Source organism: Paenibacillus sp. GCM10027629 (assembly GCF_042676425.1).
Taxonomy (GTDB): domain Bacteria; phylum Bacillota; class Bacilli; order Paenibacillales; family Paenibacillaceae; genus Paenibacillus_K; species Paenibacillus_K terrigena.
Genome location: NZ_JBHTGZ010000009.1, coordinates 811,449 through 835,449, shown reverse-complemented (window position 1 = coordinate 835,449; position 24,001 = coordinate 811,449). Strand labels below are relative to the sequence as shown.

At 40.8% G+C, this 24,001-nt stretch carries 26 protein-coding genes; 4 read left to right on the top strand and 22 right to left on the bottom strand.

From position 1 onward, the window contains the following. Positions 1–137 precede the first annotated feature (137 nt). Complete coding sequence (locus tag ACFQZR_RS13355) at positions 138–917, bottom strand: AraC family transcriptional regulator (RefSeq protein WP_379346552.1); 780 nt, start codon at positions 915–917, stop codon at positions 138–140. Positions 918–1,120: 203 nt separating this feature from the next. On the opposite strand from ACFQZR_RS13355, the gene ACFQZR_RS13350 reads away from it, so the two are divergent. Beyond that, positions 1,121–2,542: a sulfatase family protein gene (locus tag ACFQZR_RS13350; RefSeq protein ID WP_379346550.1), complete on the top strand. Its 1,422-nt coding sequence runs from the start codon at positions 1,121–1,123 to the stop codon at positions 2,540–2,542. Positions 2,543–2,644: 102 nt separating this feature from the next. Here ACFQZR_RS13350 and ACFQZR_RS13345 read toward each other — a convergent pair whose 3' ends face one another. From ACFQZR_RS13345 to ACFQZR_RS13270, 16 genes are all read right to left on the bottom strand, one after another. After that, on the bottom strand, positions 2,645–3,103 hold the full coding sequence (locus ACFQZR_RS13345; RefSeq protein WP_379348837.1) for a GyrI-like domain-containing protein: 459 nt from the start codon (positions 3,101–3,103) through the stop codon (positions 2,645–2,647). A 120-nt stretch (positions 3,104–3,223) separates the two neighbouring features. Further along, positions 3,224–3,673 carry a GyrI-like domain-containing protein gene (locus ACFQZR_RS13340; protein ID WP_379346548.1) on the bottom strand — a complete coding sequence of 150 codons (450 nt, stop codon included), beginning with the start codon at positions 3,671–3,673 and terminating at the stop codon, positions 3,224–3,226. A 33-nt stretch (positions 3,674–3,706) separates the two neighbouring features. Next, the gene (locus tag ACFQZR_RS13335) at positions 3,707–4,315 is read right to left on the bottom strand and encodes a hydrolase (protein ID WP_379348835.1); all 609 of its coding nucleotides are present in this window, start codon (positions 4,313–4,315) and stop codon (positions 3,707–3,709) included. A 175-nt stretch (positions 4,316–4,490) separates the two neighbouring features. Further along, positions 4,491–4,865: a VOC family protein gene (locus tag ACFQZR_RS13330; RefSeq protein WP_379346546.1), complete on the bottom strand. Its 375-nt coding sequence runs from the start codon at positions 4,863–4,865 to the stop codon at positions 4,491–4,493. Between the two features lie 168 nt (positions 4,866–5,033). Then, positions 5,034–5,759: a 5'-methylthioadenosine/S-adenosylhomocysteine nucleosidase gene (mtnN, locus tag ACFQZR_RS13325; RefSeq protein ID WP_379346544.1), complete on the bottom strand. Its 726-nt coding sequence runs from the start codon at positions 5,757–5,759 to the stop codon at positions 5,034–5,036. Positions 5,760–5,878: 119 nt separating this feature from the next. Next, positions 5,879–6,217 (bottom strand): YobA family protein, encoded by a 339-nt coding sequence (locus ACFQZR_RS13320; RefSeq protein ID WP_379346542.1) that lies wholly within the window; start codon positions 6,215–6,217, stop codon positions 5,879–5,881. A 144-nt stretch (positions 6,218–6,361) separates the two neighbouring features. Continuing rightward, positions 6,362–6,829, bottom strand: a complete 468-nt coding sequence (locus ACFQZR_RS13315) for a GyrI-like domain-containing protein (protein WP_379346540.1) — start codon at positions 6,827–6,829, stop codon at positions 6,362–6,364. 310 nt (positions 6,830–7,139) lie between these two features. Further along, entirely contained in the window at positions 7,140–7,604 is a 465-nt protein-coding gene (locus ACFQZR_RS13310) for an NUDIX domain-containing protein (protein WP_379346538.1), read from the bottom strand. A 257-nt stretch (positions 7,605–7,861) separates the two neighbouring features. Then, entirely contained in the window at positions 7,862–8,608 is a 747-nt protein-coding gene (locus tag ACFQZR_RS13305; protein ID WP_379346536.1) for a GNAT family N-acetyltransferase, read from the bottom strand. Positions 8,609–8,714: 106 nt separating this feature from the next. Next, positions 8,715–9,164 carry a metallophosphoesterase family protein gene (locus tag ACFQZR_RS13300; RefSeq protein WP_379346534.1) on the bottom strand — a complete coding sequence of 150 codons (450 nt, stop codon included), beginning with the start codon at positions 9,162–9,164 and terminating at the stop codon, positions 8,715–8,717. Further along, positions 9,127–9,369, bottom strand: a complete 243-nt coding sequence (locus tag ACFQZR_RS13295; RefSeq protein ID WP_379346532.1) for a metallophosphoesterase — start codon at positions 9,367–9,369, stop codon at positions 9,127–9,129. The genes ACFQZR_RS13300 and ACFQZR_RS13295 overlap by 38 nt, the downstream gene beginning before the upstream one ends. 221 nt (positions 9,370–9,590) lie before the next feature. After that, a complete protein-coding gene (locus ACFQZR_RS13290; RefSeq protein ID WP_379346530.1) occupies positions 9,591–9,935 on the bottom strand; it encodes an antibiotic biosynthesis monooxygenase family protein in 345 nt (114 codons plus the stop codon). A gap of 489 nt (positions 9,936–10,424) precedes the next feature. Then, complete coding sequence (gene comI, locus ACFQZR_RS13285; protein ID WP_018759049.1) at positions 10,425–10,520, bottom strand: competence inhibitor ComI; 96 nt, start codon at positions 10,518–10,520, stop codon at positions 10,425–10,427. 144 nt (positions 10,521–10,664) lie between these two features. After that, positions 10,665–11,342, bottom strand: coding sequence for a hypothetical protein (locus ACFQZR_RS13280; protein WP_379346527.1), 678 nt, complete (start codon positions 11,340–11,342; stop codon positions 10,665–10,667). A 199-nt stretch (positions 11,343–11,541) separates the two neighbouring features. Then, positions 11,542–12,132 carry a 2-phosphoglycerate kinase gene (locus tag ACFQZR_RS13275; RefSeq protein ID WP_379346525.1) on the bottom strand — a complete coding sequence of 197 codons (591 nt, stop codon included), beginning with the start codon at positions 12,130–12,132 and terminating at the stop codon, positions 11,542–11,544. A 62-nt stretch (positions 12,133–12,194) separates the two neighbouring features. Then, positions 12,195–13,388 carry an ABC transporter substrate-binding protein gene (locus ACFQZR_RS13270; protein WP_379346523.1) on the bottom strand — a complete coding sequence of 398 codons (1,194 nt, stop codon included), beginning with the start codon at positions 13,386–13,388 and terminating at the stop codon, positions 12,195–12,197. Positions 13,389–13,592: 204 nt separating this feature from the next. Between ACFQZR_RS13270 and ACFQZR_RS13265 the strand changes: the two genes are divergently transcribed. After that, positions 13,593–14,003 (top strand): helix-turn-helix domain-containing protein, encoded by a 411-nt coding sequence (locus tag ACFQZR_RS13265; RefSeq protein ID WP_379346521.1) that lies wholly within the window; start codon positions 13,593–13,595, stop codon positions 14,001–14,003. Between the two features lie 85 nt (positions 14,004–14,088). Here ACFQZR_RS13265 and ACFQZR_RS13260 read toward each other — a convergent pair whose 3' ends face one another. The 3 genes from ACFQZR_RS13260 to ACFQZR_RS13250 all read right to left on the bottom strand — a co-directional run bounded on the left by ACFQZR_RS13260 (position 14,089) and on the right by ACFQZR_RS13250 (position 17,333). Then, the gene (locus ACFQZR_RS13260) at positions 14,089–15,372 is read right to left on the bottom strand and encodes a DUF4179 domain-containing protein (protein WP_379346518.1); all 1,284 of its coding nucleotides are present in this window, start codon (positions 15,370–15,372) and stop codon (positions 14,089–14,091) included. Then, positions 15,338–15,901: a sigma-70 family RNA polymerase sigma factor gene (locus ACFQZR_RS13255; protein ID WP_379346516.1), complete on the bottom strand. Its 564-nt coding sequence runs from the start codon at positions 15,899–15,901 to the stop codon at positions 15,338–15,340. The genes ACFQZR_RS13260 and ACFQZR_RS13255 overlap by 35 nt, the downstream gene beginning before the upstream one ends. A 256-nt stretch (positions 15,902–16,157) precedes the next feature. Next, a complete protein-coding gene (locus tag ACFQZR_RS13250; protein ID WP_379346514.1) occupies positions 16,158–17,333 on the bottom strand; it encodes a DUF4272 domain-containing protein in 1,176 nt (391 codons plus the stop codon). A gap of 272 nt (positions 17,334–17,605) precedes the next feature. On the opposite strand from ACFQZR_RS13250, the gene ACFQZR_RS13245 reads away from it, so the two are divergent. Beyond that, a complete protein-coding gene (locus tag ACFQZR_RS13245) occupies positions 17,606–19,543 on the top strand; it encodes an N-acetylmuramoyl-L-alanine amidase (protein WP_379346512.1) in 1,938 nt (645 codons plus the stop codon). A gap of 182 nt (positions 19,544–19,725) precedes the next feature. On the opposite strand, the gene ACFQZR_RS13240 is transcribed toward ACFQZR_RS13245, so the two are convergent. Continuing rightward, positions 19,726–21,090, bottom strand: a complete 1,365-nt coding sequence (locus ACFQZR_RS13240) for an alkaline phosphatase (protein WP_379346510.1) — start codon at positions 21,088–21,090, stop codon at positions 19,726–19,728. Between the two features lie 993 nt (positions 21,091–22,083). Between ACFQZR_RS13240 and add the strand changes: the two genes are divergently transcribed. Then, positions 22,084–23,130, top strand: coding sequence for an adenosine deaminase (add, locus tag ACFQZR_RS13235; protein WP_379346508.1), 1,047 nt, complete (start codon positions 22,084–22,086; stop codon positions 23,128–23,130). A gap of 153 nt (positions 23,131–23,283) precedes the next feature. Here the strand turns inward: add and ACFQZR_RS13230 are convergent, their stop codons facing one another. After that, positions 23,284–24,000, bottom strand: coding sequence for a 5'-methylthioadenosine/adenosylhomocysteine nucleosidase (locus ACFQZR_RS13230; RefSeq protein ID WP_379346506.1), 717 nt, complete (start codon positions 23,998–24,000; stop codon positions 23,284–23,286). Between the last annotated feature and the right edge of the window lies 1 nt (position 24,001).

Genomic DNA, 24,001 nt, shown 5'->3' with positions numbered 1-24,001 from the left:
GATTCTCCTAAAACTAATGATTACAAAATATTCCGAATTTAATATTTTACTATTAGAACCAAAGAGTTGATCTCCTATTAAAGGTAGCTCCGTCCATTTGGTAATTATATGGTAATTAAATCATTTGTCACCTACCATCAGCAACCCTTTCTATTCACAATATAAGCTGAAGGGGATTCCTTCATCATTTTTTTGAACACACGATTGAAATGCGACGTATCGTAAAATCCCAAATAATCGGATATTTCGGTGACGGACATGGTTGATTCGAGCAGTAGACTACTTGCTTCCTGGACACGCAGCTGATGTACGTATTCGATAGGCGTCATGCCCATCGCTTTCTTGAACATGGCGATCGTGTAATTCGGCGAACGGCCGATAAGCTTCGCTAATTCACTAATTTGAATGGACTCTCGATAGTGTGTCTGAAGCTCTAGTTGAATTTTTCGGGCCAAATAAAATTTAATCGGTTCTACGGCAGGGCTTACCGGCACACGTTTCGCAATTCCAAGCAGCTCAATCAGAATACCGAGGCAGATCGACTCATGATACGGCTTTCCCTCCCATTTCTCTTGGAATAGACATGAGAACCGTTTGAGTACATATTCGTAGTTGCTTATTTTCATCCGAATAAAATGACTAGGCAGTAAATACTGAGCGTCAGCATTAGCATCGTCTATCAAATTAAATAGTACGGTATATTTCCTATGTGGCGCTTCTGTATTGCTTCCCGCTCTTACCGTTCCTTTCGGTATCACCAATAAATCTCCTGCCTCGACCCGATGCGTTACGCCGTTAATGGTATAGTTCGCCGTTCCTTCTACCATGAGGACAATTACATGGTATGGAATTGCCTCGCTTACTGTATTCCAGCCCGGTATGTAATCATCATAATGTACCGCTAGTAGCGCAAACATAGCAACGGCCCTCTCTATCTAGAATGTTAATCCCAGCATAGCAATCCTAGGTCCGGCATGCAAACAAGAAAACAATCTTTCAAGAATTAAGAGATCAAAATTACAGTTGTTTTGTACATCTGAAAGACATTACGTACATCGTGCTCAGAGCAGCACTTCTATATAATGGAGACAAACATTTACACGGGAGGTTGGACGTACATATGAATAGTAACACCAAACCGAATATCCTATTTATCATGAGCGACGATCATGCTGCGCACGCCATGAGCTGCTACAGCGGACGCATTAACCAGACGCCGAACATCGATCGGATTGCTAAGGAAGGCATTCGTTTTGACAATTGTTTCTGTACGAATTCGATCTGCGCACCTAGCCGGGCAACGATTCTAACAGGCAAATACAACCATTTGAATGGTGTTCGTACATTGTATGAAGGCTTCGACGGTCGGCAGGATCACGTAGCCAAAATGCTTCAAGGAGGCGGCTACGAAACGGGCATGATTGGTAAATGGCATCTCGGCCGAGGCGGCATTTACGACCCGACCGGTTTTGATTACTGGAACGTACTGATTGGCAACGGGGGACAAGGCGAATACCACCATCCTACTTTCACTGAAATGGGTGAGGATCGTGTTTACGACGGTTATGTGACTGACGTCATCACAGATTTATCAATCGATTGGCTGAATCGTCGGGATCAGGAGAAGCCATTTTTCTTAATGTGCCACCATAAAGCGCCACACCGCCCATGGGTACCAAGCGCCAAATACGCCACGCTGTATGAGGATGTTACGATTCCAGAGCCGGAAACTTTCCATGATGATTATTCGAATCGTGCTACAGCCGCCAAAGAAGCGACGATGCGGGTGGAAAGTGATCTAACGCTCGTCGATTTGAAGGCGGAGACACCCGAACATCTGACGCCAGAGCAAGCAAAAAGCTGGAAATACCAGCGATACATGAAGGACTATTTACGTTGTGTGGCTTCCATTGATGAAAATGTCGGACGATTGCTCGATTATTTGGACGAAACGGGGATTGCGGACAATACGATTGTTATTTACACGTCTGATCAAGGTTTCTTCCTCGGTGATCATGGCTGGTATGATAAACGTTTCATGTATGAGGAATCGCTTCGCATGCCGTTTATCGTACGTTATCCGAAAGAAATAAAACCGGATGAGAATACGGAAAAAATGGCCCTTAACGTGGACTTTGCGCCGACCTTCCTCGATTATGCAGGATTGCCGATCCCAGACGAGATGCAGGGCCATAGCCTCCGACCAATTTTCAACAGCAAGCATCCTGAAGGTTGGCGGACATCGATGTATTATCGTTACTGGATGCATCGCATTGACCATAACGTGTTCTCGCATTATGGGCTGCGAACCTACCGCTATAAGCTTATCTATTATTACGCTGATGGATTGGGAGTGCCTGGTACTTTGGATGAATCAAACCAACCAGAGTGGGAATTGTTCGATTTGCAGCAAGATCCATCCGAACTCAATAATGTGTATGCGCAGCCAGAATACGCTGTGATCGTGAAGACATTGAAGGATGAACTCCATGCGCTTCAAGAAGAGGTCAAAGATGATCGGTATGTGCTCGATGTTGACTAAAGCGCCGCAGCTGAACTGAATTATTTTCGTCAAGAATAGTTATAGAACTAAGCAGCCTTAGTTCGGGATTCAACCGGACTAAGGTTATTCAACGCTCAGAATCTATTTAATTGTGTCATACAAGTCTACTACAAAGTTATTTACTTCCCTGTATCCCCATTCATCTGAAATTTCCAGATGCCAAGTTCTTAGCGATCGTTCATGTTTATTTTCATCAATCCATCGATGTAACTTATCATATGTATTTCTAATTTCATAATTAGGCCCTTTATGACTTTGGACTGCATATTTTTGACTCGGAACTACGATAGAAACCATCCCTTCAGGAACTTGTGTAATGTCATTTACCTCAACACATACCCAGTAACCATCTTCCTCTTCCGTGGAGTCCTCAACGATAAATGCACCAATGAGTCTAACTGGGTTTACAACGTGATTAATCTCATTCAGCCTATCTTTAAGTATGAAAGAAGCCTTTGGGATTTCACTGACATACTGGTCACCAGGAGATAATACTCTGAATCCAACTAACTTCATTTCTTTGAGTTCAACTACTTTCACAGGACTCACTCTCTCTTTCGTTGATATTGTTTTCAATGCTTTGCATTACTTTCATATAACGTTATTGAATTCCCGACCCATATCACCTCATCTAAGGCCAGCGGCATCTCCAAATCAGAATCATTCTTCAATTGGAATATAAACATCTACATTGTTAGGCCACTGTGGGTCTTCAAATTTATAGACTTCTATGGCCATTGCTCTCTTGTTATTGCTGATTCCATTCTCTTGTAAATAATGATGTGTTTCCGCATATGGATCATCTTCCGATCTTGTTTTACCGTATTTATGAGCAGGAATTGAGAATCCTAGCATGCCAGCTGGAACCTCTTTCAGCTCCGTTACTTCCATGCAAATTAGATATGTAAACAATGTCTCTGATGTAAAGCTCAAACAAACGTATTCTAATGGGTTAATAATTTCCGTTATTTCATCTTTCCGATTTAAGAAAACATGCTTTGCTTCTTCAACTCGTCTTGGATCATGGTTTGCAAATGCGGAAGTCACTGCAACTCCAACAAACTTCTTTTCTTGTAATTGTACAACTTCAACTTCGTTATTCATATTCATAGACGATACCCCTTTCAAAATGATTCTTGAATATTAAGTTAGTATAGGTTTTATATTCAATAACCCTATTTCAACTGATGTCTCTATATAACCAATTATCTGATCAAACGTAAAAACATTAAGTTTTTCATGTAAAACTTCGTTATCGTACTCCATATCACCTAAAACATAAGGAATGAATTCTTCAACATCTTTGGACTTTACCTCTTGCAAATCAATGATTGTAGGAAGATAACTGAGCATTTTTCTCAATTCATCTGTAAATCCATAGTATTCTAGTAATTTCCCATTAAGTAATCGGAAATCATTATGGTACGAACTATATAATTCTTTATTAACTTCCATTCTGTTTCTTAACCAAGGAAGATTAAAACCTTTGAGCCATATATCATCAGCTATTAAATGTGTAAAATACCCCAATACATAATGGCTTTCTACTAGCGAACTATATTTATGTAAAAATCCTTTATAATCAATGTATCTTGAATAATCTCGTACCTCACCTTTAAAGAAATGTGATATATCTTTTGTTGACACAGCATCTGGAGCAATGCTTCCAAATAAAAACGGTGTTTTATCTTCCATCGACAGACACTCTGCAATTCTATTAGCAATAATCACGTGCATTATTCTTGAACCCACAATTCTCATCACCCTTCAATCGTTTTTTAAGCCGTAGGTGACTGAACGCGACACGGTTTAGTGCATGATCAGCTCCGCTGCGGGAAAACGGTGTGATAATCTGATGCCAGTGCCTTCTTAGAATTACTAACAAAGTTCTTTATTAATAATCCAATCTCTAATGTTATAAGTAAAATTACCCTCCAAATGATATTCTGTACCCATCAATATCTTGAATAGTAAATTCACTAAAAAAGTCATTTAAATCAGGCCCTTTAACTATATCTATTCCTTTAGTTCTAAATTCCTCTAGAAGCGTTCTAACATCTGTATAACAGAATGCATCAAAATATAATCCTCCATCAACCGATGAGAACGGTTTTACATCATCAGGATTCTTTGCTGGATGGAGTATAAATGTAACAGAATCTCTATTCATATGAACATGTTGTACGTCCGGACCTCCGACTAGTTCATAACTAAATCCAAGTCTCTTATAATACTCAATTGATTTTTCGATATCTCTTACAAGTAAGACCATTGTAGGTCCAGATATTTTTACTCTTTCCATCTTGATCTCGCCTCCAAAATATTTATTATAGTTTGTTACACTGGTTTCAGATAACGTTGTTGATTTCCCGATCCACAGAGGCTTAATGGAGCACCAGCCGACCGGGTGGCCCTGCCACTTAGCCTCCAGGACTGTCTGCTTGGTAAGCCCCGCAGCAGAAACACGGTGTTATCTAATGCCAAGGCCTTCATCGAATTTTCTCTGCCTATAATCCAAAAAATCAATTAATATTTTACAAGAGTTTATACAAGCTTTTTGTATGAACAGCTTTTGATCATTTATGGTGTTTGTATTTGCTTTATCTGATACTGATTTAAGACCCATAAAATTAATATTGTTTAGATAACAAACATGAGCAAAAGCTGCTAGCTCTTGATCAACTGCAATCGCTGCAAATTCTGTCATCAACTTATAGCTTATTTCATTATCACGTATTCGCTGATCGCCCGAAACAAACGTTCCAAAATGTACTCGCTCTGCAGTATTCTTTGTAAATTCTTTAAACATAGAAATGATCACTTGAGTTGAATCAATAATACTACTTCTTCCCAAGTATGCATCCAATGGGTCACTAGAGATACCAGCGTCTGTAACGTCATGTTGTATCGTTTTTTCTGCAATAATAATATCTCCACCGCTAACTTCTTCTGATAACCCTCCGCATATTCCAGTCATAAATAATTCATCTGGAAAATAATTAGTAATCAGTAATTGTGTACAACTAGCTGTCTTGACCTTTCCGACTCCAGCTACTACCGAAATAATATGTAAATTGGCTAACTGATGAGTATAAAAAGTCCATGCAGCAACTGTTTCAGTTTTAATTGGTTTATAATGCTTTAACAAATATTGAAGTTCAGGCTCCCAAGCCGCGATAATACCAATTTTCTTCATTTATTACTCCTGTTCTAGGTTTTTAAATTTTTTGAGGTTTGCCTTTAACCTTACTACCGAACCGACTAAAATAAGGGGCCAGGTTCCTACTAATGATCGCAGTTCACGAATTTATTCACTCAAAGTAATCTCCTCGGTTCCTCAATAATTTCCACTTTCTTTGCTCCGGCCTGAGCTGGATATGAAGTATCGACACCACCTTGATACCAAACTTCCAAGAGTTGACCAACTTTATATTTATTTATGCTACTAACATTGATCCATACAGCGTTTGGTGCCTTATCATTTAATAATTGTGTTTGTGTTCTTGTTTCTAGTTCTTTTATTGACACATTCGAGACTACTAGGACACGAGATTCCTTAATGTCAATAATTCTCCCTTGAAAATCAGGTGGTTTTGAATGACTACATCCTGCGAACAATCCGATCAAAAATGTAAAAAAGATAATTTTTTTCATTTAAAATCCTCCGTTACCACATTCACGAATCCTCTATCTCGGTTGTCTAGATATCCCTTGGCAGACCAAGGGTTAACTTGCCGACCCGCACCGTCAATGCGATATTTATATGATGTAGCCGCCTTCCTTGAATCACTCGCAATATCACTTAATTGGGACATATACTTGAATTGATTCCCACAATTCATCAACTGGGAATTCGAGAATATAGCAATGACTTTCACTGTTCTGTAATTCATTTCTCTCGATTAAGAAGTTATTGAGTCCACTGTATACATCTTTGATAGAATCATCTTTTCCCTTATGAAGCACCATGTATCGTTGTTCAGGAATTGTTATTTGTTGTAATCTCCCTGGATAGTTTCCTTGCACAATTGTCCCTCCAGTCTCTATACATACAAAATAGATTAGTTCTTCATTCTCTACTTCCTCAGGACATGGTTGAAAAACCCCAAACCAAGGTTTTTCATTCCATGTTTTTACGTCTTTTAGTTGTTCCATTAATTCTTTTACTGCATTTCCAACTTTATCACCCATATTAGTGAGACCTTTGCAAGGAATGCCTAGAATATTCAATTTCTTGAGGATTACAATCTCAGTAGTGATGGTCAAGTGACATCTCCTTAATTCTTAAGATTTCTTGGTTATGCGTCTATTTCATTTAACGTTTTTATCTTCCCGAATCCGAAATTTCTTAAGGTTCTCGCATTCAATCCAAGCGAGGCGACTCGAAGGGTCGAGCAGCAACGCTTTTTCGAATCAACTCTCCATCCATTCTAATTCATGCATTAGTGGTTTTAGATTCTCACCTTCCTTATGCGATCCTATAATCCCCCGAACGGCCCACCGCGTAGATACGGTTTCGGTGAAGTCAGTTGCTTCTTCGCTAAGTCCCTCTTTCACTATTCTTATTTATTCTGGTTTATGGTCTGAGTGGCAAGCTAATTTCTTGTATATCATCTATCCACTCAGGGTAATATTCCCGTTCTTTACATTCTTCAATTAGCCTTTCGATATACTCTTTGTCGATGCTAGTAAATAAATGTCTATCCTCAAATAATATCCAAATCAGATCCTTAAGATTTCGCTCCTCTAATGGTAGGTGCTCTTCCTCTGGATCTGTTCCTAACCTATAACTCTGATTCCCGATATGAATTAAGAACGTATGATGATTCTCAATTATTTCACGATTAAACTTAAAGATAATTCGACCATCAATATGTGCTTCTTCCCGTAGTTCTCTTAACACTGCTTCCTCTGGAGTTTCACCTTGTTCTATTCCACCACCAATAAAGGAATGACGTAATTCATTGTTGCTGGACACAATTCCATATGCAAATAACATTGCTCCATCTCTAATAATAATTGCCTGAGCGCGTTGCCGCATTCTTATCATCCTTTATGAGTTTTAATGGACGAACCCCTTTAGGGCTATCCGCTGAATCCTTTTCTTTGTTGTATCATGCTTATGTTACTTACATCAACTTTCATCTTTATTTAAACACTATTCAATTCGGTCCCTGAAGTTCATAAAGGTGACCATCATTATTGCTTCTTCGAATGGAAAAAAGCCAGTTTCCATAGGAAATGTTTTAAGTTTAAACAAATCCTGAAAATACATTACACTAACGCGCACACATACTTTTAAGAGAAAGTTTCAAAATCTTTAAAATCAACTCGCCAATCAGTCACGAACGCCGGATAATACCCTACCCGATATGCTACTCTTTGAGAGGCAATATTGCTTGAGATAACATCATAAATTGGTACACGACCACGATCTAATATTTCAAAAGTTAAGCTGTTCACAAGATAAGTTGCCAACCCTAATTGACGGTATTCAGGTAGTACATCTATACCAATTTTCCACATCGTCGAAGATACATTGCACGCCTGTGCCATGCCCACAATCTTATCATTTTTCTTTGCAAGTACGACTAATACAGTTTGATAAGGACGAATCATATCAGGTTTAATTGGATCATCAAATCCTTCAGTCCCAACTAACTTGGAAACCTCATCATTCTCAACCACTTCATATGAAAAATTTGCAGGTGGTGACATTGGCATTAATTTTTCTAGATCAGGAAGAAAATGCAGATATAACCCTTTGATAAATGGTAATGAAAATATCGAATCCCTATCTTTTCCTTGCATATGCGTTTTGGCAATAGACAGTCGTTCCGGCGTAGCCGATACCACAATTGATTTGCCCATGGACAAAATTTCAAAATACCGCTCTTTTCTCGGATACGGCCTACGTCCGGGATTTTCTTTCGCGTCTACAAAAATTACACTGTCTTTTTCTCTGTTCAAGTCGTCAATTGTACAGTTTAGGTCAATTGCAAGCTGTGATTGTACGATGTGTATCATTTCTTTTTGTGTCATCATTGTTATACATCCTTTCTCCGATGTGGAATCCTAAGTAATTCACCTTTCAATTTACTCATCAAAATTTGAATTGTCTATGAATCTACTATGAACTTAGAATATCTTTTCAAGCGGTTACATCAACAGATAGCGTTGGTACCAATATTATTTCATCTATTTTACCTTCATCATTTATTTTTACGGCTGTAAGCGCTTTAGGCAGATATACCCCTGTATCTATATTCAAAGTATTGCTTACACTATCAAATTCTGCCCTACCTGATTTACAAGGTGTATGCCCGATAATCTGCAGTTTACCAATATTCTTTAGTTGTCCCCTATTCCACAAGACGCTTTCTGGATGAGATTCTTCAAATGGATTTTCTGCTGCAAAAGAAATACCTGCATGACTGATAAAGGCATGATCCGTTTCATAGTACAGAGGTAGCGATTTTAACCAAGAAATATAGTGAACTAGATCTAATGATTTTCTTTTAAATTGATTTAATGTCTCTTGTCCACATTGTTTTAACCAATTCTCATTTCCTTCTTCTAAATATAATAGCTTCAAACTCATGATTTCCTTTAAGAAAATATACCTTATCGGGATTGTTCTTTTGTAATTCAATCGCATATAAAATTGTCTCAGGTGAGAACTTCCCTCTATCCATTAAATCACCTAATTGCACTAAGATCTGTTTACCACTATTCCAATGCTCATCAATTAATTTAGTAAAAGTATGATAACAACCATGTACATCACCAACTACTAATAGCTCCATGTATAACCTCCATAAAAAGTCTCGCGGTACGTAAAGCGTTGTTATGTTCCAGAACCCGAAGGGCTTAAGGCAGCTTGCTGCCGGGTGGCTCTTCCACATAGCCTTTCAGGGTTGTCTGCCTGCATCTACTTCACCGAATTGCCTCGGGCAGACCAAGGGGCGAAAGCCTCGCAGCGGGAAAAGGGTGTTATCTGCTGTTCATGCCGTCATTGAACTACATGCTAATTTGTTGAGTTTCTCTTAATTATCGTTTCAATTATTGGTTGTCTATATCTAAATTCAATCATTTCGAAATGTTCTACTGTCGGAAATGGATCATAAAAATGATGTAACAATTCTTTCCATTCCTTATATTCTTCTGATTCTCTAAAAACTATTGTATGATCTTCAAGGGTTTCCCATCGGACTAATAATATGTACTTATTCGTGTCTTCTACACATCTTTGCAGTTCATGTTCCAAATAGCCCTTCATCTTTGAAATAATCCTAGAAGCTACAATAAAATTTTGTTCAAATTCATTTGTCATTCCAGGTCTTACTTGGAGCATTGCAACTTCAAGTATCATATTCATCGTCCTTTATTGTTTTTAATGTTTTTACGGTTTTGTATGAATTTCAGATAACGTTTGTGTGTTCCTGACGTCAAAAGGCTTAAGCTGCCAGATCAATATGCGAAACATGAACAACGCCGGGTGGCGTAGCCACTTTGCCTTGCAGATGTGTCCGCTGATCGCTTCTCTGCTACTGAAAGATCTCCGTTATGATTACGCTTCTTCTACTTTGGGCGGACCGATTAGCGTATGCTGCGATGCAGGAAAACGATGTTATATGATGGGGATGCCTTCTTCGAGCTACTTAAACAATGCACTTTAAAAATTCTTAAACTTATTTATTCATTTTCTCTTTTGATACATCTTTTAAGTATGTTATTATATATTTAATAAAGACCAAGTGCGGCAAACACTTGGTCAGTACAATTGGCTTGGATGGTATATTCCCTTCAAATTCATTTAGGAACAAAAACCCACCTTCGGCTTCTAATCTAGGGTGGGTTTTTACTTTCTCTTGTTGTTATTATTGATGTATGTTAAAAGTGCAAGTATGAACATTCCAAATAGGAACATAATCGTTATTGCATCTTTTACCTCCATGGCTTCACCCCCTTTCGAAGGGAAACCATGCCCACCCAAGATTCAATTGTAGTTATATTTTACCTTTTATCACTTCTGCGTACAAGTGTTCTTATTGTTTCAATCATAAATTTTTATGAGGTTTTATAATAATTTGCGTCCCTTTCATATAACGTTGTTGTATTTACGAACCCGAGAGTACCCCAATAAAGTTCGTGCTTTATAGAATATCCAGGTACTAAACAATGACTCTTTATCTTTGTGAACTGCTACTTTATTCAAGAAATAAAAATCTGCTAAGGATACGCTTATCTTGCCTATTGGAGTTACATATTCATTGCAAATCCATTCATCAAATTGCACTTTCTCTTGTCCAGACATATGAAATTTATCTTTAGGTAGTATGTACAGCATGCCATCCGTCCAAGGATTGTTTTTTATTGTAGATTCATTTATTGAATAATAATGGTACTTTTTGTTTCGTCCTATGATACATCCATTTCGAAAACTCCCGATCAATGCACTTCGATTAAATACTGCATAGAAAATAGACCATATTGGTTCTGTCGTTGCAAACACAGCTGTAGTTAGTTCATTGTTATACAACGTCTGTTCGCGTGGTTCAAATCTTTCAATATTGCGATAATTAGAACCGTGAAACACATAGTTTCCTTTCGATGATAAATACTGGAGAAAACGGTACTTGGGGTACTGTAAAGAATAGTCATTTAGTCGTCCTTCATTAACTGATTTAGATAGCTCTTCATATTTCTCGATTTCTTCTTTAGTAAAAACAACTGTGGGAGATTGATACATTAATATCGATATAATAAGTGAAATCATCTACTTGGAAATAACCCTCCCCATTGGCTCTGCAAGTAATTGCATATAACGTATCCGTGTTCACGACGTCCTACCGACTTAAGCGAACGTAGTGAGCGGCCACAATGCGGTTAGTCGGTGCGGATGTGTCCCAACAATCGCTTCCCCGAATTATCTTCCGAGACCGAGAGGGCTTGTCCCCCGATGCGTGAACACATTGTTATAGGATGTCAGCGCCTTCTTTGAATTTTCTATCAATCTCGTGTTTTTGAATCTCTATAAAATCATATACCTTGATAATCTCTTCTTCATAGTTTTTGTCAATTTCAAAGTATTCGACACCACTGTCTAGACATTTCCTTCTAAAAGCATCATGGTCATTAATGTAATCAGTAATTATCCCATCTTCTGAATAGCTCCGATCTTCAATAGCATTCCTATGTTTCACAATGTTAGATGCGAAGTTTTCTTCAATATATCTTTGTGAGAAGCCAATGAAAACTGATATGATTTTCTCAGAGTATTCTACTTCAAAGTCCTTTATAAAATGAGGCAATATATAGCATCCTTCAATAATAATGTTCTGATTATTCTCGATATTAGTCATAATAATTCCTTTAATAATCGGCCACAATTTCTCACCAATAAGTTCTGTACTATCAAGCGGTGTAAAACCACACGCAGAGTCTCCTCTATACAACCCCATCTTTAAATGATCAATAGATAAATAGGGTATTTGATATTTCTCAAGTAATTTTTGAGACATAAGTGTCTTACCAGTTCTGCTATTTCCACTAATTAGAATAATCATTCAATAAATCCCCCTATTTAACAGATCAGAGAGTAATTTTGCTTTGTGATTTACTGGTTTGCTCAACTTAACAAAGGTGTCGAAAAGTGCTCTTGAAGTTTACCGTCCAGCACGATAGCTAAATCATCCAGCGTCCCCTTAACGTCGGCACCTTCGAACACAATACGGGCCAAAGCAGGATTCACATAGTCGTCCAACAATGAATACAGTGAAGTGTTCCCTGACGAGATCGGAAGTTGAGCACTATTCTCGAGTTCCGCCAGTATGGCATTACGCAAAGGATCACTGTCTTGACTTACCTCTGAATATACGGAGCGAAGCGGAGTAATTGACCCTTCTGACACAAGCCGGGTCAATTCATTGTTGGTACAAGTCAATTCACATAGGAAAGACCAGGCTAATTCAGGGTTAACGGTTTTGGACGAAATGCCGAACCCGCAAACCCATGGCTCGTTCACCCTATGTCCATCGATAAATTGCGGCAATCCCGCGACACCAAGATCTTCCTTCAAATGAGGTTGGATTTCATGCAACATAACGTAGTAATCAAGAATCATCCCGGCTTCGTTACGAATCAAATCGCTGTTCGCAAAATACTCTTGGGTCGCCCGTGCAACTTGGTGTTTGCGGACAAGATCAACTGCCCATTGCACAGCTTGCACAGCTTGCGCATTGTTAGCGTACCCGGAGGCTCTTCTTTTATCGGGGGACAGCCAATCTGTCCCTGCCGTGAGCAGTAGAAGACCAATATACTCGCGGTGAAACGAGATTCGAGCTGCAAAACATTCTTCTTTGTGCACATTCGCACGCTGTAGCCTAATCGCTATCTCCATAAAATCATTCCAAGTCCAACCTTCTTCTGGGTAAGGAATACCAGCCTTGTCAAACCATTGCTTGTTATAGAAAATGCCTTTCATACTGGCGCTTAATGGAAGCACTGCAACTCGTCCGTCAGGCTGTATCAGGCGGAAGATCGCAGGGTGAAACAAACTTTCTAATTCATGATTCTGTCTTAGCCATGCTCGAAGATCAAGCAATAGTCCATCCTTACTGCAATCGACGATGTCTCCGTTAAACAATTGTACTAGATCGGCATTGGATTCCCCCGTGTAAAGGGTTGTACGGATATCGTCGTTAGGAACAACTTTAACAATTATTTTCACTCCAGGGTTCAATAATTCGAAGCGGCGCGCAACTTCTTCCACTGATTCTTTTTGCCACGGTTCGTCGATCTGCACTACGAGTTCCGTTTTCATGAATCCATCTCCTTTTTTGGTGTTTCATTCTATATTCTTTATTTAACAATAATCCCCTTTTTTTATTGATATATCCTACCAATCCGTTAGCTTAAACTATCGAAATCCGCATCCTTATTTCCAACTTTGGATTGAAATATCCTTTCTTTACATATCCTCAAGTGTCAATTATTATAAGGATAAATAAGGATAAGGGTGAGGCTAATGAATGCAAAGGAAGCATCGATAATGCTCGGAGTTCACTACAAGACGATTCTTAACATGATTAATGACGGTCGTTTAGCGGCAACCAAAACCGATTCTGGCGATTGGGAAATTAGCGAAAGTGATCTTGCTGCAAGAGAGCAGCACATTGAGGATAAAGAATTTTCAGCAATATATACACACATGGCCGTCAAAATGATAGAGAAAGAGCATGGCCGTGCTATCAAGGCAGCCCGTGAGGATCTAATTTTTAACGCACGTATGTTAGTAAAATATTCTGAAAGTCCAAACGAATTTAACCAGCATATCAAGCGTCTTGAACAAGCTCTCGATGCCTACAAAGCAGCTGAATCTTTCATATACACAGTTGAGTCGATTCGAAAGCAATTAGATGCAGAAGGCCAGAAATAATTCTTTGAACTACAAGAGATGTAAAACCCGGAAAACAGCCACTCTTTTTTCAAAAGTGTCTATCTTCCGGGTACTAGAGCATGGTTTATTTTTTGTTATCTACAGGTATCGATATTTTCTTATTGTAGGTTTTAATATATTGGTACCCGTCCACCAGGAGGAATTCCGGCTTGTCCATGGTGTTGAAAGAATACGTCTGCTCCCACATTATATTGCCATTCTTCAAATCCCAAGGACGTTCTTCAGAGATCGATGATACCGGAACGACGTGACCTCCGGCTTGGATGGATAAATTATCCTTTTCCAAGAACGTAAACTGATTTCTGGCAATGACGATATCATAGCCTGTTTCGGTTTTCGTCACACTGCGAATCCACAACTTTTCATCTCCGACTCTGATCGATCGATCGGAAGGTGACGCAAGCAAGATGGGTTCATTGATTTTGTGATATCCTTCGAAATTTTCGAGGACAAGCTCAATGGAATGAATATTATCCGTAGGGAATGCGGCGAATTGAAGTTGAAAGTCAGGATTACGTCCCCCTGCTCCACTCCTGCCTACTTCTGTTCCATTCACATACAGCTTGGTTTCACCTGAAAATCTCGGATACTCTTCTAATTCATAGTGTCCCTTCACGATGGTTGACGTTGGGGAAGCTGTAATATAATCATAATGAATCGTCCCTTTATCAACAGCGATGGATTCAGAAAGATCCTCTTTAATGATACTCTTCATTGCTTTATTTGCTTCAAAGTTGAAGGTGATCGGATAAGATAGCTTTTTCCCATTATCCAACCATTCCGTAAATGTCACAGTAAGGGTGCGAGCAAATGGGCTAACAGGCTTGAAATCATGATCTCCGACGAACTGGCTCTTGGTCTTGCCTAGTCCGCCGCCGCCTCTTAGCGAATCTGAATTGGTTAAGAATCCTCGCAAGTTCTCGAATCCATATCGACGAAAATCATCATCCGTAAACGCAATGCCTGCAGGTCGATCAATGGTGTAATACATGCGAAAAACATTATCGTCAGCAATGACTCCTTGAATTGTAACGACCGTGCCGTCTTGAAGCGTTATGCTTTTGTCAACAGATTGGCCGTAACCCTGCTCCACCACTTCAGCAAAACTAAGCGTGTTCAAGTTGATGTTAAAGTAATAAGCTAATGCAGGATACTCGTAAACGCCAACCATGAGTATTATCGCTGCAGCTGCTGATGAGATCCAGGCCACCAATTTCGTCTTGCTTCTCTTTTTCTTGGGAACACGAAGCAGCGCATTCCGTAGTCTCTCCTCAAGGTCGGACGGCACATGCATCTGATTCACCGTTTGCTCCTTATATTCCTCTAATTTCTCCTCGATCGTCTCCATAACGATCACCTCCGATCATGGCTTTCAATTTAAGTATGCCTTGTGAGATTCTTGATTTGATGGTACCGAGCGGCGCGCCGGTCATGTCTGCAATCGTCTGGTACTGTAGATCATGAACATATCGAAGTTCAATCGCTTCCCGCTGCTGTGCATTGAGATGAGATAATAGAACCTGCATGTCCATCTCAGACTCTGTATGGCGATATGGATTATCGTCAGTGAATGCTGCAAGGGAACGTTCTTGTTCGTCATCAAGTGGGTAAAACCGCCCTTTTTTGCGGAGTAATGTTTTGCACCGATTGACGAGAATGGTTTTGCTCCAGCTGTAGAATGCTTCGCCCTTTTGCAATTGATCGATCTTTTCATACAGTGTAACAATCATGTCTTCCATGGCATCCATCGCATCATGCTCGTTTCCCATGTAGGTATACGCAAGACGATAATAAGCGTCCTGATCAGCCATGATAAGTTGTAATAAAGCTTCTTTGTTGCCCTTTTGGGCTCGTCTGACAAGATGGCTTACGTTCATGTTCTCTCCCCTTTTCATAGATAAGAGACCCTAGAGGTTATAAAAGTTCAATTTGTACAACAAAAACTTTATACCCGGAGGGGAATAAAATTCCGGTAAAAACGGTAAAGTCCCCAAGATCCTGTCGAATAAAAATGACAAGAACTTGAGGACATTAAATAAATAAGCCGCATTTTCGTGGAATGAAGTGTCTTTCAAGGCAATCCTGGCGTTTAGCTTTTGATGTTCGCCTAGTAGATATGTTGTGATCTTGATTCTAGGTGTCCATCGAAATTTCGTCCCACTGTTCATCCCGATGGCCGATTATCCAGAACAGTCCCCTACGTCGCTCTATCACGATACTTTCTTGCATGCCGGCAGGAGCTTCTTCTCCTTTAATCCTGCTATTTACACATGCCCAATGGAGTCTATACATTTTATCTGCCTCATCCAAAATTTCTTGTCTGCTGCGCATCGTCGTTGTCTGGTAGAACTGTTCGAACGATTCGCAGTTAGAGACGATTTGAATCGCATGATCACAGTCGCATACCTGGTCAGGGAATTCAAGTGTATCTATAAGACCCAATGCCCAAATAAGCGTCCAATATGCTTCATATTGCCAGGCAAGATTGACTGCATCCTGCACATCCGGTTCATCATCGTGCAAAAATCTTCTTTCATTCTCAGTCAAATCATCTTCAACACCATATTTTTGCAGCATGCCTATAAAGAAATTTTTGGACTCATGGATATCCAGGGATTGAGCCACATCACAAGCGTATTGGATCACAATTAATAAGGCGACAGCTCTTTTTGCTATCTCTTCCTGCGTTTTAATTTGACATTCTACTAATGGTGGCAGCTGAGGCATCCAGGTAATATACGGAATACCCCTTTCATGTAAATAGGCTATACTCCTGTCTTTTCGTTGTTCGCCTTCCTCAGATGTGATCTCTGGCCCCAGTACTTTTCTAGAAGCGGCATGAGGTCTGAAGTCAGCCGAACCTGAGCTGCCGTCAGGATAAACAATAACTTCTCCTTCTTGATCGAGTAAAATTCCGTTTATCAAAAAGCCGATCCCGCCAATTTCCGATAGCAGCTTCGTAAAGAGTTGCATCAGCCCGTCATTTATTTCCTTCTCCGATTCGATGGCAAACATCGTGTTTAAGACAGATATTTGTGTCATCACTAACCCTTTAAGATGCTCGTCTTCAAAAGGAATCCGATCATAGAACCCCATCATTCCTGGAATATTTCGCGAGAAATACTCGGGACTTGTTTCTTCAGTTGCGACTCTGATCGTGATTTTGTGTTTGTTGAACAACGTCTTGGACTTGATAAAATATTCATTCTCGTTAACCTTAACGTCAAAGCCCTTAACAAAAACGTCTAGTATTTTCGCTTCAATATCGTCAATGTCGTTCCTCGATGCAAATATCGTGAAATGATTCAAAACTAGTTCCTCCTCATTACCTTGTAAGCATTTTTAATAGAATGTTCATCCAACAGATACCAGTCTATATAAACATCTATTAAACTGCAACAATCGAAGAACTACTCCTTAACACCACCTGGAGTACATCCAACTCCGATTCAATTGTCTTATGAAATAATATTTCGATATTTAAATTTTGTTCATGTTTTAATTTCATAAAAATATATTAGAAATGGAGGTGCGAAATCAATCGGAGTCATCATCATCATTATTATTTTGGAGGGAAAATATTGAAACTGCTTCGAACAATCCAATGGAACAAGCTGTCGCTCGCTCTTGCAGTCGCCTTACTGGTGGCTGCCGGATTCATACCTGGAGTTCCTGTTTCTATCAAGTCCGTGCCTTCTGTCTATGCGGAGCAAGACCAGACGAATTCATTGCAGGAAGCCTTCGAATCCGCTGCTAATGAGTTTGGTGTGCCAGTGAGCATTTTAATGTCCGTTTCCTACAACCTTTCCAGGTGGGAGCATCATCATGGTGAGCCCAGTACTTCAGGCGGATACGGTGTTATGCATTTGACCGACTATACGCAACAGAATAACGAAGACTATAAGGGAACAGGCGACGGGGATAGAACATCGACTTTGTTGAACGATCCGAGCCTTCATACGTTGTCGGAGGCGGCCCAGCTATTGAACGTCGATCCGGAATTATTGAAGCGGGATCCTGTGAGCAACATTCGGGGAGGAGCAGCATTACTAGCGAATTATGCGCAAGAAACACTCGGTGAACTTCCTGTGTCGGAATCCGACTGGTATGGTGCTGTTGCCGAATACAGTGGTTCTCAAGAGTCAGAGGCAGCCATGGAGTTTGCCAATAATGTATTTGATACGGTTCAGCAGGGAATATCGCGGCAAACCTCGGAAGGACAACTTCTCAGTCTGACATCCAAAGAAATAAAGCCTAACCCTGATTCCGTGAAAAAAATGTATCATCGCCCAACGAAGCCCGAAGCCGCCGAGTGCCCTCGTAATCTCCATTGCAGTTTTGTTCCTGCAGCCTATCAGCAGAACGGGGATGACCCTTCGGACTATTCCAATTACGATCTTGCCGACCGTCCTAAATTTGGTCCTGATATCCGTTATATTGTCATTCATGATACCGAAGAAACCTATCAGGATACGCTCAACATATTTACCAATCCGGACTCTTACGTCAGCGCCCACTATGTTATCCGTTCCTCCGACGGACAGATTACGCAAATGGTCAAGAACAAGAATGTAGCATGGCATGCAGGCAATTGGTATTTCAATATGCATTCCATCGGCTTAGAGCATGAAGGCTTTGCTATGGAAGGAGCAACCTGGTTCACAGAAAGACTTTACCGTTCTTCAGCTGCATTGGTTCGTTATCTGGCGGAGAAATACGATATTCCACTCGATCGGGCCCACATTATCGGTCATAATGAAATACCAGGTCTAACTCCGGCGCGTCAAAAGGTTATGCATCAGGATCCCGGTCCATTCTGGGATTGGGAGCACTACATGGAGTTGGTTGGAGCACCGATCCGCTCCAAGCATGGGTCCAAAGATATTGTGACAATCAAGCCTGACTTTAAGACCAATCAGCCAGATATCAATGATGCTCCTGCTCAGCCGTCTAACTTCGTTTATTTATACAAAGAGCCTGACTTTAACGCTGAACTGATTGATGATCCTGCCCTTGTCGCACAAAATAAGAAAGACGGTTTCAGCGTAGGCGCCAAAGCTACCGTAGGGCAGTCCTTCGCACTTGCCGACAAGCAGGGAGATTGGACTGCAATCTGGTTCGGAGGACAGAAAGCCTGGTTCTATAACCCGCAAGGAATGAATACGGTTTCAGGCAAGGGAATGTTAGTCAAGCCGAAAGCCGGCACCGTTTCCATTGCGGTCTATGGTGCTGCTTATCCGGAAGAAGCGGCATATCCTTCGGATCTCACGCCGAATGTCTTGATCCCGCTTCAGTACACCATTTCTCAGGGACAGTCTTATATTGCTGTGGAGAAAGACAAAAGCGATTATTACGATGCTCCGATGTTCACGACTGACCCATATGCGACCAGTAAACTGGTCAATGGCAAAGAAGAGTTCTACCAAATATTCTTCAACCACCGCTTCGCCTTTGTGAAAGCCTCAGATGTCGAGAAGGTACGGATGCGGTCTATGAACGAAGAAGAGAATGACGATTAAACGATACGTCAGGATTTCAAGAGGCTGTCATTTGGGATAGCCTCTTTTTTGCTGAATGAAGAATGACAATTTTATATGGTTGATAAGATTGTGAAGAATGAAAAACGAAGCGGTCCTCCAACTAAGTTGGAAAGATCCGCTTCGTAATATAAGTCTAGTATAATTATCCCTTAACGAACAGGTTACTTGTTTTTTCCTTCAATGATATTGAAAATGATTTTTGCATTATCCGTGTTATCAATAAGTCCGGCGAACTTCTCTTTACCAGGCCCAAAAGCATAGACCGGCACATCTTCTCCAGTATGGCCGCCAGTAGTCCAGCCCGTATTGGAACGCGTATTAAAGATGGCTTCGATCGCATTGTCAGTCTTGGTTTGATCTTTGGTTGCAGCTGCATCTTTAACGGATTTGATTTCTTCATCTGTCAGTTCTAAGTTAATATATTTTTTCAATGTTTCTTCAACTGTTGCACCTGCAAGAATTTCTGCTGCCATGAAATCTGGTGTGCGTTTAGCAGCTTTAATCGGAGCTACATCAAAATTGTAGATGCCATTGGCGCCAATCGAGAATCCACCAGTTGAATGGTCAGCAGTCGCAACAACTAACGTATTCCCATCTTTCTTGGCAAAATCAATCGCTTCTTTAAATGCCTTCTCGAAATCGGCCATCTCGCTCATGGATGCGACGACATCATTATCATGTCCAGCCCAATCGATTTGGCTGCCCTCTACCATCAAGAAAAATCCGTCTTTATTTTTGCTAAGACGTTGAATGGCCGCTTTCGTCATCTCTTGTAGTGAAGGGGTCTTTTCGTTGCGGTCAATCATTTTATCCAATCCACCAGGCGCGAATAATCCGAGGATTTGGCTATTTGTGTCCTTCAACAAGCTTTCACGATCTGTTACATAGCTGTATCCGGCTTTTTTGAATTCTTCAGTCAGGTTTCTGTCCTTACGTACAAAATTGTTCAAACCGCCACCTAGTAAGACATCAATTTTGTGTTTCTTATTGACGAGTTCGTCGAAGTAATCATCTGCAATGGCATCCATATTCTTGCGATTGATGTCATGTGCTCCGTAAGCGGCAGGTGTCGCATGTGTGATTTCAGATGTAGCTACCAATCCGGTAGACTTACCATTTTCTTTCGCTGCTTCGAGAACCGTTTTAACTTCTGTGAAGTCATTATCAACGGCGATTGCAGCATTGTATGTTTTTACACCTGCGGACATGGCTGTTGCGGCAGATGCGGAGTCGGTAATATTCTGATGTTCGTCCTCAGGATAAGTCATTTGTGACCCAACGAGATATGTATCGAATTCTGTTTTTTCTTTAACGGGTGTTTTGGGATCATCTTTCATATAGCGATATGCAGACGTATACGATTGCCCCATGCCATCACCGATAAGGAAAATAACGTTTTTAACCTTTTTATCTTCTACTTTTTTAGAATCTGCTGAACTCGGTGCAGCACCCGATACCAAAGCTGTAATCGCCAGTGATGACACGACAGCGAAAGGAATTACTTTTTTAGAGATTTTCTTAAACATATATACCCTCCTTAGTAGTTAACGCTTTAAAATAATAATAGATTATCATTATTAGGAGAATATCATCAGAGAGTAAACCGAATGTAAATACTTTCGTGGTTAAGTTACAAGAGTTCTTCTCAAGTTCGCCATAAACAGCAGGTATCCCCCCATGTATTAATAAGTCGAAACACGAGTCTAAACAGCGCTTAAAGTCCTCTGTTTCGTTTATTCGGATTTCCCTCTCTCCGTTGCCCTATACTAGAAAATTTCGCAGATCCCCACCACTTTAAACGGCTGCTATATTGCAGCCTTTTAGCATTGAACTATCGTCTCCCATCCTGCAAAAATCTCCTCTCTTCTTTCACATGATTCATGACTAACCACACTGTCGACGTCCTGTTAATCTCATTGGATGTTTTCCAGAAAAATCCTTTATAGCGAATCTATCCGTCTTTTTTTATTCAAATTCGGGGTTGATTTGAAAAGTTCATTAGGTTACTATTATAGTAGTAACTCTAAACTGTGGTTCGTGACATAATAAAGAGATCTTATTACAGATGAAAAACTACAAGTGTCTTTGGATGAAATAGGAAAATATGCATATAACTAATTCAAATCTCAGGAAAGGAGCATAAGAACATGACCGATTCGATAAAGCCCAACGGTTCACAGCATGCCGCACCACCATCGAATGATCCGAAGAAACAAGGCAGGTCTGCAGCAAAGAAGAAATCGAAGTAACTCTGATATTAAATGATGGATAGGCCGCCGGTTTGGCGCTTTGGATCATCCGACAGCTTGCGTTTTTTGAACTCAAGTTCCTCGTTAACGTAACAACAGGCTACGCTGACATCCTTAATGGATGCACCTCGATTAACTGAGACCCCCGATGGTAAATCCAACGGGGGATTTGACATTGAAAGTCCAAGCATGTGACTTACAATACAACTAGCATTATGAAATCAGATTAGCAAAATCATAAATACTCGCATTGAAGGAGGCCAGTCCCGTATGTCAAATCATTCGTTAGAGCTTGAACACGTATTGCACCAGCTCCCCAAGGTTGAATTACATTACCATCTGGATGGAGGCTTACGCGCCTCTACCGTACGTGAGCTTGCTATCGAAGCTAATATTTCCATTCCCGAAGATGAGGCTGCATTGCTAGAACTCATTCAAGTGCAAGGTCACTGCAACAGTTTGACACAATATCTTGAAAAATTTCAGCTCCCTGTAGCCGTTATGCAAACATCAACTAGCTTACAGCGCGTAGCCTATGAAGCTGTTGAAGATGCTGCTAGCGCTCAGGTCAAATATATAGAGATCCGATTTGCCCCTCAGCTCCATCTTGAACAAGGATTAACATTAGAAGAAACAGTAGATGCCGTGCTACAAGGCATGCAACTTGGTGAAGCGAACACTGGAACGATTGCTCGACTCATCCTAACCTGTATTCGCAACCATCCCGTAGAGATGAATTTACAGGTTCTTGAGCTTGCGAAGAAATTCTATCTGCATGGCGTCGTCGGTATTGATCTTGCCGGCGATGAAGCAGGATTTCCTCCGTTGCTCCACCAGGCGGTATTCGAAGCTGCCCATCAAGCAGACATTCCGATTACCATTCATGCCGGAGAAGCTGCTGGTGCAGACAGCATTCGTGACGCAGTAGATTCTCTACATGCTAGGCGCATTGGCCATGGCGTTCGACTAGAACAGGATCTGGAGTTGCTCGATGAAATTCGAGCATCAAGAATTGCTCTCGAAATGTGCTTCACAAGCAACATTCAGACAAAAGCTGCTTCAGATGAAGCATCACACCCAATCCGCAGATACTACGATCTTGGTCTTGCTGTAACTATAAATACGGATAATACTACGGTATCCAATACGAATTTGTCCTACGAATATGCACGTTTGGCAGAACACTTTCATTTTGAACCAGAAGATTTTCAGAAGATGAACGTAGAAGCCATCCAAGCCTCTTTTGCCGAGGATGCAATCAAGAAAGAGTTATTGCAGCACTTTATCGGGTATGGTGAGGAGAAGAACGATGAATAAACAGCCCGGACAGATCGTCGTGGTCGGTAGTCTGATATGGACATTGTTGTGAAATCGCCACACTTTCCTGTGAACGGTACTTACGACAAGAAAACCGCAACCAGCACGTCTTATCAAGACATACCGCTTGCGGTTCAGAATTATTTAATATTGCTACACGGCGATCGACTGGATCTGCTGCACCAGCAGTTCAGTAAAATGCGCGGCATGCTTCGCAACGTCATTTAGATTATTATCGAAGCTGTCGGCCGAATCTGCGCCATGGCCGGTAATATCGGATACTGCCTTGACAGCTATCACCGGAATGCCATATTGAGCAGCAGCTTGTACAATCGCGAGCCCTTCCATGTCTGATACCTTGACGGTTGGAAAAGTCGATTTAATCCATTCCACTCGCTCGGATTCACTCATGAAGGAATCCAGCGTCAGTACTAATCCGAAATCTAGGGCATACGGCAGCTCTGCTTCGGCAGCAGCTTGTCTCGCTACATCTACCCAGTCACTGTTCAGATCGTATTTCGCCGGCATCTGCGGAACCTGGCCATGCTCATATCCAAAGCAGGTCGCATCGACATCGCCATATCTGTACTGTGTAGCGACAACGACGTCTCCCACCTTTAACCCTTCAGCAAAGGCACCCGATGATCCAGCATTGATGATCAAATCCGGTTGAAACCGTTCAATGAGCAGCGTAACCGCAACGGCTGCATTGACTTTGCCAATACCGCTCTCTACCAGAATAAGAGGTTTATCCCGGTAAATCGCTTCTTCAACAATGACCTTGCCCACCTGTGATCTTGATGTAATTCGTGATTCACTACGAAATGGAGCCATTTCCTCTTCCATGGCAGTGATAATTGCAATTCTCATA

Coding starts and splice junctions, on each gene's coding strand:
- ACFQZR_RS13255 (WP_379346516.1), bottom strand. CDS start 15,901: ATGAACGTAAGCCATCTTGTCAGACGAGCCCAAAAGGGCAACAAAGAA.
- ACFQZR_RS13290 (WP_379346530.1), bottom strand. CDS start 9,935: ATGATACTTGAAGTTGCAATGCTCCAAGTAAGACCTGGAATGACAAAT.
- ACFQZR_RS13280 (WP_379346527.1), bottom strand. CDS start 11,342: ATGATTTCACTTATTATATCGATATTAATGTATCAATCTCCCACAGTT.
- ACFQZR_RS13310 (WP_379346538.1), bottom strand. CDS start 7,604: ATGCGGCAACGCGCTCAGGCAATTATTATTAGAGATGGAGCAATGTTA.
- ACFQZR_RS13320 (WP_379346542.1), bottom strand. CDS start 6,217: ATGAAAAAAATTATCTTTTTTACATTTTTGATCGGATTGTTCGCAGGA.
- ACFQZR_RS13230 (WP_379346506.1), bottom strand. CDS start 24,000: ATGAGAATTGCAATTATCACTGCCATGGAAGAGGAAATGGCTCCATTT.
- ACFQZR_RS13340 (WP_379346548.1), bottom strand. CDS start 3,673: ATGAATATGAATAACGAAGTTGAAGTTGTACAATTACAAGAAAAGAAG.
- ACFQZR_RS13300 (WP_379346534.1), bottom strand. CDS start 9,164: ATGAGTTTGAAGCTATTATATTTAGAAGAAGGAAATGAGAATTGGTTA.
- ACFQZR_RS13305 (WP_379346536.1), bottom strand. CDS start 8,608: ATGATGACACAAAAAGAAATGATACACATCGTACAATCACAGCTTGCA.
- mtnN (WP_379346544.1), bottom strand. CDS start 5,759: ATGAAGAAAATTGGTATTATCGCGGCTTGGGAGCCTGAACTTCAATAT.
- ACFQZR_RS13260 (WP_379346518.1), bottom strand. CDS start 15,372: ATGGAGACGATCGAGGAGAAATTAGAGGAATATAAGGAGCAAACGGTG.
- ACFQZR_RS13350 (WP_379346550.1), top strand. CDS start 1,121: ATGAATAGTAACACCAAACCGAATATCCTATTTATCATGAGCGACGAT.
- ACFQZR_RS13330 (WP_379346546.1), bottom strand. CDS start 4,865: ATGGAAAGAGTAAAAATATCTGGACCTACAATGGTCTTACTTGTAAGA.
- ACFQZR_RS13240 (WP_379346510.1), bottom strand. CDS start 21,090: ATGTTTAAGAAAATCTCTAAAAAAGTAATTCCTTTCGCTGTCGTGTCA.
- ACFQZR_RS13355 (WP_379346552.1), bottom strand. CDS start 917: ATGTTTGCGCTACTAGCGGTACATTATGATGATTACATACCGGGCTGG.
- comI (WP_018759049.1), bottom strand. CDS start 10,520: ATGGAGGTAAAAGATGCAATAACGATTATGTTCCTATTTGGAATGTTC.
- ACFQZR_RS13295 (WP_379346532.1), bottom strand. CDS start 9,369: ATGGAGCTATTAGTAGTTGGTGATGTACATGGTTGTTATCATACTTTT.
- ACFQZR_RS13270 (WP_379346523.1), bottom strand. CDS start 13,388: ATGAAAACGGAACTCGTAGTGCAGATCGACGAACCGTGGCAAAAAGAA.
- ACFQZR_RS13275 (WP_379346525.1), bottom strand. CDS start 12,132: ATGATTATTCTAATTAGTGGAAATAGCAGAACTGGTAAGACACTTATG.
- add (WP_379346508.1), top strand. CDS start 22,084: ATGTCAAATCATTCGTTAGAGCTTGAACACGTATTGCACCAGCTCCCC.
- ACFQZR_RS13265 (WP_379346521.1), top strand. CDS start 13,593: ATGAATGCAAAGGAAGCATCGATAATGCTCGGAGTTCACTACAAGACG.